Consider the following 11,899-nt stretch of genomic DNA (forward strand, 5'->3'; position numbering starts at 1 on the left):
GATGAAGACCCTGCTCGAGTATGGCGGCCTGTTGCTGCTGCTGGGAGCCACCGCGTGTGTCGACGTCGAGGACCAGCCTTCGCGCGTCCACGACTTCCGTGTGCTCGGCCTCGCCACGGAGCCGCCGGAGTTCATGGCGTCTGCTTGTGAGCTCACCCCAGCGACGCTGGATGAACTCTCCGAGCCCGTGACATACCGCGCGCTGCTGGTGGACCCGGCGGGCGAGGGCCGTCCCATCCAGTACACGTTGTGGGCGTGCGCGGACCCCGAGGACCGGACGTGCGCGAACGAATCCAACCGCGTGCTGCTCGCGGAGGGCACCACCGCGCCCGGTGAGCTCACGCTCAGCATCCGCCCGGGCGCCGCTACGCTGGCCGAGGACACGCCGCTGCTCGAGCGGGTGCAGGAGCTGGACCCCTACCTGGGGCTGGGCGGCCTGCGCATGCCGCTGGTCCTCTTCACGCAGGCGGGGGAGGAGCGGGTGTATGCGCAGAAGCTGATGGTCTTCTGGTGCCCGGTGGTGGAGGGCATGCGGGCCAACGTGCAGCCGGTGATTCCGGGCCTGCGCGTGGACGACGTGGCCTGGGCCGAGGCGGCGCCACTGGAGCTGCGGGGCGCCGGGCCCTTCGTGGTGACGGCCGAGGACGTGGCGGCCTTGCAGGAGACGTACGTGGTGCCCGGGCTCCGGCTGGAGGCGGTGACGCTGCGGGAGAGCTGGGGGATTTCGTGGCACGCGACGCTGGGCGAGTTCTCGCCGCAGGAGACGGGCGGCTCGTCCTTCGGCGGGCAGGAGGGCCGGCACCGCACGGAGTGGGAGCCGCCGGAGGGCGCGCAGGCGCAAGAGGTGACGTTCTGGGCGGTGGTGCGGGACGGCCGGGGCGGCAGTTCCTGGTTGGTGCGGCGGGCGCTCTGGAGTCCGTGAGCCGGGCTCGCGCGCCGGCCTTCAGTCGAGATATGCCGAGGGGACTCGCTTGAGGCCGGGCCGGGCCTGACGCGTGGGGTGGAACGCGGATGATGAGACGCACCACTGCTGGGGAATGGGGCCGCCGGTGCGGTCTGCTGGCCGCCGCCTGCCTGGGCGTGTGGGCCACGGTGTCCGCCGCGGCCACGCCGCCCCCGGCGGAAGAGCCCCCGGTGACGCTGCGCCGCTTCGCGCTGCTCGTGGGCTCCAGCGAGGGCGGTGAGGGACGCGAGCGGCTGCGCTACGCGGGCTCGGATGCGCTGGCCATGTCCCGCGTGCTGGGGGAGCTGGGCGGCGTGGCGGTGGCGGACCGCGTGCTGCTGCTGGAGGCGGACCGGAAGGGCCTGCTGGGCGCGCTGGAGCGGATGCGGGTGCTGGTGGAAGCCGCGGCCGCTGACGGCGTTCGCAGCGAGCTGGTGCTCTACTACTCGGGCCACTCGGACGCGGAGGGGTTGCTGCCGCGCGGTGAGCGGCTGACCTACGCGGCGCTGAAGCAGGGGCTGGGCGCGGTGCCCGTGGACGTGCGCATCGCGATTCTGGACTCGTGCGGCTCCGGCGCGGTGACGCGCTTCAAGGGTGGGGTGCACCGGCCGGGCTTCCTCATGGACGCGGCGTCGCAGGTGCGGGGCCACGCGTACCTCGCCTCCAGCTCCGCGGATGAAGTGGCGCAGGAGTCGGACACCATTGGCGCGTCCTTCTTCACGCACTTCCTGGTGACGGGCCTGCGCGGCGCGGCGGACGCCAGCGGCGACGGCCGCGTCACCCTGCACGAGGCCTACCAGTTCGCCTTCCATGAAACGCTGGCGCGCACGGAGCGAACGCAGGGCGGTCCGCAGCACGCGGCCTATGACATCCAACTGGCGGGCAGCGGCGACCTGGTGCTGACGGACCTGCGCACCTCGCGCGTGCGGCTCACGGTGGCGGAGGACGTGCAGGGCCGCCTCTTCGTGCGCGACTGGGGCAACCAGCTGGTCGCGGAGCTGCAGAAGCCCGCGGGCCGGCGCCTGGCGCTGGGGCTGGAGGCGGGGCGCTATCAGGTCGTGCTGGAGCGGCCCTCGCAGCGGCTCGAGGCGGAGTTGACGGTGTCGCCGAAGGGAGGCTCGGAGCTGCGCGCCGAGCACTTCGTTCCCATGACACTCACCCGCACGGCGGCCCGAGGCGGGACGGACATGCGGGCCGAGGCCCTGTCCACCGGTGAGCCGGTGGTCCTCGGTGACATGCCCTCCGTGCCCTTCAACCTGTCACTGGTGCCGCCGCTGGCCACCACCGCGCTGTGGGGAGGCGGCGGGCGCAACCATCTGGCGCTGGGCGCGTTGGGCGTGCGCTCGATGCAGCTTCAGGGGTTGGGCGTGGCCGTCGGCGTGGGGTGGGTGGATGGGACGGTGGAGGGGTTCCAGGTGTCGGGCGTCGCGAACGTGGCGGGCGGGGAGATTTTCGGTCTCCAGACGGCGTTCGGCGGCAACCTCGCCTTCGGTGGCGGGACGGGCGGGCAGGTGTCCGCCGTCTTCAACATGGCCGAGCGGGACTTCACGGGCTTCCAGGTGAGCACCACGGCGAACCGCGCGGCGGCGCGCCTTCGTGGCGTGCAGGCGGCCGTGGGCATCAACCTGGCGGAGCGGCTCGCGGGCGCGCAGGTGGGCCTCATCAACATCTCCGGGGACGTCGCGGGCGCGCAGGTGGGCCTCATCAACGTGGCGGCCGAGGTGCGCGGCGTGCAGCTGGGGTTCATCAACATCGCGGATGACGTGTCGGTGCCCATCGGCTTCTTGAGCATCGTGCGCAAGGGGCGCTTCGTGCTGGAGCTCTCCGCCGACGACGTCATGCCCCTGTCGGTGGGCATCAAGTATGGGAGCCGGACAGTCTACGTGCTGGCCACCACGGGCGTGGGGATTGGCGAGGACTCGCTGCGGACCTTCCTCAACATGGGTCTGGGCGTGCACGTCCCGCTGGATGCCGCGGACCGCTACTCGCTGGACGTGGACCTGTCGTACGGCAGCTGGCAGCCGAACTTCTATGGCTCGGGGCCCAAGAACACGCTGTTCCGGATGCGCGCCACGCTGGGGTGGGAACTCAAGCGGCGCTTCGCGCTCTTCGGCGGCGTGTCCCTCAACGCGTATGACCCTTCGTCTCAGGACGAGGACCGCAACGTGAGCTGGCTGCCGCAGTGGAAGTTGGGGCGCGGCCCCGGCGGCGTCCGGATGTGGCCCGGCCTGCTGCTGGGCGTTCGCATCTGACTCGAATTCCCAGCCGCGAGGCCTGCGACATCGGCGGCCCGCCCATTCTGGATGTCGGCGCCAGCTACGCCATCGACACGCGCGGCTGGCGCATCCTCCAGGTTCAGCAGTAGCTCAGCGCAGCCACGCCAACACCGCTTGCGGCGCGTCCACGTGGACGAAGTGCCCGGCCTCCGGCAGCGTCTCCACCGGGCAGCCCGCGGCCACCAGGCGCTCCGCGTCCGCGTCACTCACGTACTTCGAGCGGCCACCCCGAAGGCACCGCGTCGGTGGGCCCTCCTTGCGCTCCACCGCCGCCCACAGGTCCGTGTCATTCACGCGCGAGTGCAGGTCCGCCAGCCCCTGCCGGTCGAAGCGCCAGCGCACGCCGCGCTCCTCGGTCACCAGGTTCATCAGCAGCCAGTCCGCCAGCGGCTCCGACAATTCGCGGCCCGTGAGCTCCGCGCGCATCGTCCGGCGATTCTCCGCCTGGGACGGGGCCTGGAGCAGGATGCCCAGCACCTTGCCACTCTCCGACAAGTCTCCCGGGACGGGCCCCGGGGCGATGTCCAGCAGCGACACACTCCGGACGGCCTCCGGGACATTGAGGCTCGCCGCGAGCGTCACCCTCCCTCCCAGCGAATGCCCCACCCAGTCGAACGGACCCTGGAACCCCTGCGCACGCGCCGTGTCCACCACGTCCCGGGCCATGCTGTAGAGGTCCGAGTTCGCCGGCAGGGCAGGGGACGTCCCATGCCCGGTGAGGTCCGGCAGGAGGATGCGCCGGCTCGGGTCCGCCGCGCTCCACGCCGTCGCCAGCGAGCGCAGATTGCGCCCCGTGCCCAGGAAGCCGTGCAGCATCACCGTGGGCACATCGCCCTCACCCACCAGGAAACTCTCGAGGACCATGCGCTTCGTGCCTTTCTCTCCACCCCGTTCGCCTTGACGCGGGGCGGGCCGTGCCGCTTCATACCTTGAACGCCCCGCCTGATGAGGTCTTCCGCGTGCCTACCGTTTCCTTGCTGCTCTTCGTGCTCGCCTCCGCTCCCGCGAACACGGCCCCCGTGGACCCGAAGGCCGCTGTCACCGCCGTGCTGGATGACTGGCACCAGGCCGCCGCCGCCGCGGACGAGGCGCGCTACTTCGGCCACTTCACCGACGACGCGGTGTACCTGGGCACCGACGCGACCGAGCGTTGGACCCGTGACGAATTCCACGCCTGGGCGAAGCCGTACTTCTCCAAGGGCAAGGCCTGGAACTTCAAGGCGACGTCACGCCACATCTTCTTCTCGAAGGATGGCGCGGTGGCCTGGTTCGACGAGGCGTTGGACACGCCCAACCTGGGCCCCAGCCGCGGCAGCGGCGTGCTGGTGAAGGACGCCGACACCTGGAAGATTGCCCAGTACAACCTCTCCATCCCCATCCCCAACGACGTGCTGCCGGAGGTGAAGCGGCGCATCGAGCGGCACCTGGTGCGGAGCCAGAAGCCGCCGAAGTCGACCACCGGCAGGCCGCCGGCGAAGGTGCCCGCGCCGCAGACGCCCCCCATCAAGGAGAGGGCGCCCGCTCAGGCGAACTAACCTCCTCACAACCCGAAGGGATACGTGTCAGGCGCGTCCTCCTCCCCGTGCCCGGCATCCGAATCCAACGGGCGCAATGCCCGCGTCTCGTCGTAGTGCAGCACCGCGTCGAACTGCGCGGGCAGGTTCGCGTGGAAGTAGTGGCTCCACCGCTCGGTGCGCGGCGCGTACACCACGCCGATGGCGCGCTCCAGACGGCGCTCGTGCAGGCCGCCCGCCGCTTCGCCCAGCTCGGCCATGCGCAGCAGGAACGCGGGCATGCCCACGTCGTGGAACAGGCGCTCGTAGCTGCCGGACATGGCGGGCTGGATGCGGCGTCGCAGGCCGGGCTCGTCCCATTCGTGCGCGGCGATGACCACACCCGTGTACGTGGTGAAGCCCACGTTGTACGTGGCCGCGCCGTGCCGCTCGCGCAGGAGCTGGCCCACGTTGAGCTCCCCCTGGTCACCCATCTGCGTGGCGCGGGCATCACCCAGGTGGGAGTTGTGCGCCCAGATGACCAACCGGGCCGGTGGACCGCTGCGTGACAGGTGCGCCGCGAGCGCGTCCACCGTGTCCGCCATGTGCGTGTCACGCAGGTTCCAGCCTTCGTGCCGGCCCGCATACACGGCGCGGTAGTACGCCTCCGCGTTGGCGACGAGCCGGGCGTTCTGCTCGGCGTGGAAGCGGGCGTCCGCGTCCTCGGGCCCTCGAGTCCTCCGCCGCTGCAACTCCACGAACTGGGCCCAGACCTGCTCCTCGCACGAGTCCGCCTGCCCCGACGTGGTGGACTGGCCATAGACGTGGGGCTCGGGGCCGAAATGGTCGAAGCAGGCGTAGCGCTCGCGGGCCCGCTGCGCGGCGTCCGGGTCCACCGTGTCCAACCAGGCCACCACCTCCCGCATGGAGTCGTGAAGGCTGTACAGGTCCATGCCGTAGAAGCCCGCACGCTGCTCCGGCGGCACCGTGGCGTTGTGGGCACGCATCCAGGTGACCAGCTCCTCCATCTCCCGGTTGCGCCACATCCACCGTGGGAATCGCTGGAAGTTGCCCAGGGCGCCAGCGGCCGTCGTGTCCTGCCCGTTACCCCGCACGAACGTGTCGACGCGCAGGGCGGTCGGCCAGTCGGCCTCCACCACCAGCGCGCGGAAACCCTGCTCGGCGATGAGGCGGCGGGTGAGGGTGGCGCGTGCCTGGTAGAACTCGTGTGTCCCGTGTGTGGCCTCGCCCAGCAGGACGAACCGCGCATCACCGATGCTCTCGATGAGCGGGTCCAGGTCCGAAGCGCGGCCCGACACGGGGAGCGCGGCGGCTCGGATGCCCTCCAGCAGGGCGGCCGACACCTCCGGGGCGTCCTCCTCCATTGAACCCATGCCTCACAAGGTGGGGCGGACCCGGCGGAGTGACCATCGTGCCTTTCCCTCAGCCCGGACGGCGGACGGGAAGGCACCCCCTCCATTGCATTCACGGGGCCTCGTGCCAGCGCCCCATCGGGTCCCCAGCCTTAGCCAGGCATCGCAGTCCAGGAGGAGCCCGCTCATGCCCAGCAATCACGGCGTCGTCTATCTCGGTCCCGGCAAGGTGGAGGTGCAGTCCATCGATTACCCCAAGCTGGCCAACCCGAAGGGGAAGCCCATCGAGCACGGCGTCATCCTCAAGGTGGTCACCACCAACATCTGCGGCTCGGACCAGCACATGGTGCGCGGAAGGACGACTGCGCCGAAGGGGCTGGTGCTCGGGCACGAAATCACCGGCGAAATCGTGGAGAAGGGAAAGGACGTCGAGTTCCTGAACGTGGGCGACCTGGTCACCGTGCCCTTCAACGTCGCCTGTGGCCGCTGCCGCACGTGCCGGGAGCAGCAGACGGGCGTGTGCCTCAACGTCAACGAGGGCCGCGCGGGGGGCGCCTATGGCTACGTGGACATGGGCGGCTGGGTCGGCGGCCAGGCCGAATACGTCATGGTGCCCTACGCGGACTTCAACCTCATCCGCTTCCCCGACAAGGCGCAGGCGATGGAGAAGATTCTCGACCTGACCATGCTGTCGGACATCCTGCCCACGGGCTTCCACGGCGCCGTCAGCGCGGGCGTGGGCGTGGGCTCCACCGTGTACATCGCGGGGGCCGGGCCCGTGGGGCTCGCGGCGGCTGCGTCCGCGCACATCCTGGGTGCGGCGGTGGTGATGGTGGGGGACATGAACAAGGAGCGGCTGGCCCATGCGAAGTCCGTGGGCTTCGAGCCCATTGACCTCACGAAGAGCGACAAGTTGGAGGAGCTGATCGCCGCCGTCGTCGGCGTCCCCGAGGTCGATGCCTCCGTGGACGCGGTGGGCTTCGAGGCGCGTGGCCATGGCGCGCAGCATTCGACGGAGGCGCCGGCCACGGTGCTCAACTCGTTGATGGCGGTGACGCGGGCCGCGGGCGCCATCGGCATCCCCGGGCTGTATGTGACGGAAGACCCGGGCTCCAAGGACGAGGCCGCGCAGCACGGCAACCTGCGCATGCGCTTCGGTCTGGGCTGGGCCAAGTCGCTCCGCTTCGCCACGGGGCAGACGCCGGTGCTGCGCTACAACCGCCAGCTGATGCAGGCCATCCTCCATGGCCGCCTGCCCATCGCGAAGGTCGTCAACGCCACCGTCATCTCGCTCGACGGCGCGCCGCGCGGCTATCACGAGTTCGACACGGGCGTGGCGCGCAAGTTCGTCATCGATCCGAACGGGATGCTGAAGAAGGCGGCCTGACACGGGACGTCTGGCGCGGAGCCTCCCGCCGCCACCGCGTTGGCGGTAGGCTCCCGCCTGCATGACTGGCCATGACGACGTCACGGGGTGGATTGCCTGGGCGGGCGGATTCGTCGCCGCCATGTCGCTCGTCATCGTCGTCGTGCGACTGGCGCGCCGGAAGCGCAGGAGCATCTGGACGCACGGGCAGCGCGCACGGGCCCGGCTGGTGAAAGCGGAGGCCGGCGTCCTGGACCGCAACCGCCAGCGCACCACCGTGATGACGTTCCAGGTCGACGGCGTGGACGGCGGAGCGCCCTGGATGCTGGTGCAGCAGCGGACCCTGAGCCCCGAGCACGGCCACCTGCTCGCGCCAGGAACGGAGCTGGAGGTGATCTACCTCCCAGAGGCTCAATACTCGGCCGTCGTCATTCCGAGGTTCGACGGTGAGGATTGGGAGTAATCCGCCCCCAGGCTCCCTGTTCGTGCCGAGAACGACTCGGCCCGCCGTCCTGCTGGTGACGCGGCGCGACAGTAGACCAACGCGCTCCGGAACCCCTACCCGGCGTTGGACGGGCTCGACCTCACAATGGCGATGGCTCGGGCGCCGGTGTCTCTGGACGGCTCGCCGTCGCATCAGGCCTGGGCGGAGGCCGCCAGCGCCCGCACGGGCGGGCAGATGGTCCTGCCAGGGCGTTGAGCGCAGCAACTCGGCTTCGAATCCACGAGCGCGCAGCAGCCGCTCCGTGAGCGACCAGATCTCGCTCGCGAGCGAACCGCGCCGTGTCTCCAATCGTTCCGCGTGAATTCCTCATGGCTTCGTCGGAGATGCGTTGCGCGAGTGAATCGCTCCGGGCACAAGGCGCGCGGCGACCCGTTCCGGGCCGCCGTTCTCCGGAGGGGAAATGTCCCGCACGTGGAGCATGGTATCGGCCGTGTGGTTCGCGGCCTGTAGCGCGCAGGTTTCCGACGTGGATGAAGCGCAGGACGGGTCGCCACCACACGAAACGGTGAGCCGTCAGGAGTCATGGGAAGGGGAACTGGAGGTCGTGGTGGTGGACCCGCCCGCGCCCACCGCGTCGTGGGAAGAGTACTTCGTGACGCAGGGGAACCAGCGCCGCCAGGTGCGCTTCGAACACGGCGCGCCGCCGGGACTGCGCAGCGGGCTCCAGGTGAAGGTGCGTGGGAGCGAGCAGGGCGGCCAGTTCATCGCCCAGGGCGTGGACGTGGACACCCATGCCGCGTCCTCGCTGAGCACGGCGAGCGCGTGTGGCGTCAGCGGCGTGCAGCGCAGCCTGGTCATCATGACGGAGTTCCCCGGCATGGCCCGGCCCGCCATCACCCCGCAGGCGGTCCACGACGTGTTCTTCTCCGCGACGCGCCGTTCGCTGGCGGATTACTGGAGCGAGGTGTCAGAGGGCCGCACCACCACCACGGGTGATGTGGTGAGCTGGTACACGCTGGACCGCGCCTATTCGTGCAGTGAAGGCGCGGCCATGCGTGAGGCCGCGGTGCGGGCGGCGGACGCGGAAGTGGACTTCACGCAGTACGACCGCATCTTCATTGTCCACCCACGGCCGCAGGCGGGCTGTTCCTACGCCGGTCAGGCCACGGTGTCCTGTGGGCTGGTGCAGACGGCGGACGGCACCGTGACGGCCTCCACTTCGTGGCTCGTGGCGGAGTCCATGATGGTCCACGACAGTGCCGTGGAGTTGGTGACGCACGAGGCGGGGCACAACCTCACGTTGGGCCATGCGAGCTCGCGCGACTTCGGCGCGGAGGCCCTGGGCCTGCCGGGGGCGACGGGGGGCATCGACGAGTACGGGGATGTCTTCTCGACGATGGGACGGTGGAACCTGGGCCACTACGCGGCGCCGCAGAAGGCACGCATCGGCTGGCTGGATGCGTCCGCCGTGGCCGAAGTGGACGGCGTGGACGGCACCTTCACCCTCGCGCCCGTGGTGGCGTCGGGCGGGCTGAAGGCGCTCAAGGTGCGGCGGCGGCCTGGGAGCAATGACTGGCTGTGGTTGGAGTACCGCCAGCCCGTGGGGGGCTATGAGGCGACGCTGGCGGCGCAGGTGTTCGGCGGAGCGCTCGTGCACTACGCGGATGCGGCGACGCAGAGCGGCTCGCACCTGCTCGACTTCACGCCGCAGACGGCGTCGTGGACCGACCCGGCCCTGCTTCCGGGCACGACGTGGGACGACCCCTACAGCACCCTCTCTGTGACCGTGAACGCGGCGACGTCCGCGGGACTCGTCGTGAGCATCGCGCACCGTCAATCCGCGTGCGTCCGCGCACCCCACGAGGTGCAGGTGACGTCCTTCGCCCCCTCGGCCTGGCCTGGAGGCCGGCCGGAGTTCGAGGCCATTCTCGTCAACCATGACTCTCCTACGTGTTCGCCGTCCACCTTCCAGCTCTCCACCCTCCTCCCGCAGGGGTGGGGCTCCGACCGTCTGCCCACGCAAGTCACTGTCGCCGCGTCCGCCTCGTTGTCACTGGGCCTCCAGGCGTACACGCCCTACAGCGCGGCGCCCGGCACGTACGCCGTGGGCCTGTCGGCCACGCGCGACGGCCATACGGTGCAGGGCACGGCGGACATCGACATCGTCGAGCGTTGTGTCCCCGCGCCGCCCACGGTGAGCCTGTCCCCGCAGACGGTGACGGCGGCGCCGGGCACGGACGTCACCTGGACGGTGAACGTCACCAACAACGACGCCGGTGGCTGTGATTGGGTCTGGTACGACTTCTATTCCAGCCTGCCCTCGGGCTGGGACACCGCCTTCTCCGACTGGGGTGTGAACCTGCCCCCGGGCGGTGCATTCACTTTCACGATGACCAAGTCCATTCCGGCGAGCGCGCGCGGCGCCCACTCGGTGGACCTGGACATCTACAAGGACGAGTACGGCCTCGTGTGGAACGGCACGGCCACCGTGAATGTGGCCGAGCCGCTGACGCGCGCACGGTGACGTCTCAGGTCCGCTCGCGGCGGCTCATCACCGTCGCGAGCGGACGTGTGACTTCAGGATGCCCGGGCGCCAGTGCGCTGCCGCCACGCGCCGAGGATGAGCTCGGCCACTGCGTCCACGCCCACGTCCTTGGTGACCTGAGTGAAGACGAAGGGGCCTTCGCCGCGCATCTTCCGGGAGTCACGGTCCATGACCCCCAGGTCCGCGCCGACATACGGCGCCAGGTCCGTCTTGTTGATGACCAGCAGGTCGGACTGGGTGATGCCCGGGCCGCCCTTGCGCGGCACCTTGTCCCCGCCGGCCACGTCGATGACGTAGACGGTGTAGTCCGCCAGCTCGCGGCTGTACTGCGCCGCCAGGTTGTCGCCGCCGCTCTCGACGATGAGCAGCTCCGGAGACAGCGCCTCCATCAATTGTTCCAGCGCCAGCAGGTTGTGGCTGATGTCCTCGCGGATGGCCGCGTGGGGGCAGCCGCCCGTCTCCACCGCCTTGATGCGCTCCGGGGACAGCGCCTGGTTGCGGACGAGGAACTCCGCGTCCTCCTGGGTGAAGATGTCGTTGGTGACGACACCCAGGCGGTGGCGTTCGCGCAGCTTGCGGCACAGCGCCAGCACCAGCGCCGTCTTCCCGCTGCCCACCGGTCCGCCAATGCCAATCGTGAAGGCGCGTGCCTTGTAATCGCGCCGCTGAGGCTCCTCGCGCTCGTGGTAGTGGCCCGGGTGGTCCCACTCCTCGTGCTCGTGGTCATGGTCGTCGTCGTGTCCGTGGCCGCGGTGGTCGTCGTGCATGTGCGCTTCACCTCACTCAGGACTGAAACAGCCTGGAATAGAGCCGGTCGTGCATGGCGCCGAACAGGTCGAGCAGCGGAGACGGCTGTGCCAGCGCCTCCACCCCCAGCCCCGCGCACCGCGCCAGCACTTCGTCCAGCAGAGGCGTGGCCTGATGCTGGAGTTGGTGGGATTCGTGCGTGCCCGCGATGCCCAGCCGCACCGCCGCGGATAGCGCGCCCCTCAAGGTGAGGGACAGGAAGAGCTGCTGCGTGTCCTCCAGCGAGACGTCCAGCGCGTGCAGCACCGCGCCGAACACGGGCGCATGGTGGAAGCGCAGCCCGGCGGCGCGGGCCGCCTCGCGCACCGGCGTCACCGGCCGGGGAAAGATGCGCGCACAGGTGTCCAGGAAGGCCCGGCCCTGCGTGCGGCTGGCGCGGTTGGCCACGTGGCTGGAGAGGAACGCCTCCGCGCGCGCGTCCAACACGGGCAGCGACGGGGGCTCACGGTGCGCGGCGCTCAAGAGCGGCAGCGCGCCATGGCCCGTCTGCCACAGCAAGTCCCGCACGAAGCGCCGCAGCTCCGCAGGGCCTCGCACCTCGCCCAGTTGCACCGCGGCCTCCAGCCCGCCGGAGTGCGCGAAGCCTCCTGTGGGAAAACCGGAGTCCGCCAACTGGAGCACTCGCCATGACGAGCCCATGCCTCGCGCCCC

10 protein-coding genes are annotated in these 11,899 nt (G+C 70.4%); 6 read left to right on the forward strand and 4 right to left on the reverse strand.

What is annotated here, in order from left to right:
- Nucleotide 1 precedes the first annotated feature (1 nt).
- A complete protein-coding gene (locus tag BHS09_RS04315; RefSeq protein WP_140787510.1) occupies nucleotides 2-922 on the forward strand; it encodes a hypothetical protein in 921 nt (306 codons plus the stop codon).
- 89 nt (nucleotides 923-1,011) lie between these two features.
- Nucleotides 1,012-3,195: a caspase family protein gene (locus BHS09_RS04320; RefSeq protein WP_140797237.1), complete on the forward strand. Its 2,184-nt coding sequence runs from the start codon at nucleotides 1,012-1,014 to the stop codon at nucleotides 3,193-3,195.
- A 114-nt stretch (nucleotides 3,196-3,309) separates the two neighbouring features.
- Here the strand turns inward: BHS09_RS04320 and BHS09_RS04325 are convergent, their stop codons facing one another.
- Entirely contained in the window at nucleotides 3,310-4,083 is a 774-nt protein-coding gene (locus BHS09_RS04325) for an alpha/beta fold hydrolase (protein WP_140797238.1), read from the reverse strand.
- Nucleotides 4,084-4,133: 50 nt separating this feature from the next.
- On the opposite strand from BHS09_RS04325, the gene BHS09_RS04330 reads away from it, so the two are divergent.
- The gene (locus tag BHS09_RS04330) at nucleotides 4,134-4,754 is read left to right on the forward strand and encodes a nuclear transport factor 2 family protein (RefSeq protein ID WP_140797239.1); all 621 of its coding nucleotides are present in this window, start codon (nucleotides 4,134-4,136) and stop codon (nucleotides 4,752-4,754) included.
- A gap of 5 nt (nucleotides 4,755-4,759) precedes the next feature.
- On the opposite strand, the gene BHS09_RS04335 is transcribed toward BHS09_RS04330, so the two are convergent.
- The gene (locus tag BHS09_RS04335; RefSeq protein WP_140787518.1) at nucleotides 4,760-6,106 is read right to left on the reverse strand and encodes an erythromycin esterase family protein; all 1,347 of its coding nucleotides are present in this window, start codon (nucleotides 6,104-6,106) and stop codon (nucleotides 4,760-4,762) included.
- Nucleotides 6,107-6,272: 166 nt separating this feature from the next.
- Between BHS09_RS04335 and fdhA the strand changes: the two genes are divergently transcribed.
- The 3 genes from fdhA (at nucleotide 6,273) to BHS09_RS04350 (ending at nucleotide 10,420) form a co-directional block, all read left to right on the forward strand.
- On the forward strand, nucleotides 6,273-7,472 hold the full coding sequence (gene fdhA / locus BHS09_RS04340) for a formaldehyde dehydrogenase, glutathione-independent (RefSeq protein WP_140787520.1): 1,200 nt from the start codon (nucleotides 6,273-6,275) through the stop codon (nucleotides 7,470-7,472).
- A gap of 61 nt (nucleotides 7,473-7,533) precedes the next feature.
- Nucleotides 7,534-7,914, forward strand: coding sequence for a hypothetical protein (locus tag BHS09_RS04345; RefSeq protein WP_140797240.1), 381 nt, complete (start codon nucleotides 7,534-7,536; stop codon nucleotides 7,912-7,914).
- Nucleotides 7,915-8,356: 442 nt separating this feature from the next.
- Entirely contained in the window at nucleotides 8,357-10,420 is a 2,064-nt protein-coding gene (locus tag BHS09_RS04350) for a M6 family metalloprotease domain-containing protein (protein WP_140797241.1), read from the forward strand.
- 53 nt (nucleotides 10,421-10,473) lie between these two features.
- Here the strand turns inward: BHS09_RS04350 and ureG are convergent, their stop codons facing one another.
- Nucleotides 10,474-11,208 carry an urease accessory protein UreG gene (gene ureG / locus BHS09_RS04355; protein WP_140797242.1) on the reverse strand — a complete coding sequence of 245 codons (735 nt, stop codon included), beginning with the start codon at nucleotides 11,206-11,208 and terminating at the stop codon, nucleotides 10,474-10,476.
- A 16-nt stretch (nucleotides 11,209-11,224) separates the two neighbouring features.
- Nucleotides 11,225-11,887, reverse strand: coding sequence for an urease accessory protein UreF (locus BHS09_RS04360; protein ID WP_140787528.1), 663 nt, complete (start codon nucleotides 11,885-11,887; stop codon nucleotides 11,225-11,227).
- Between the last annotated feature and the right edge of the window lie 12 nt (nucleotides 11,888-11,899).

Origin of the sequence: Myxococcus xanthus (assembly GCF_006402735.1) — a bacterium.
GTDB classification, from domain to species: domain Bacteria; phylum Myxococcota; class Myxococcia; order Myxococcales; family Myxococcaceae; genus Myxococcus; species Myxococcus xanthus_A.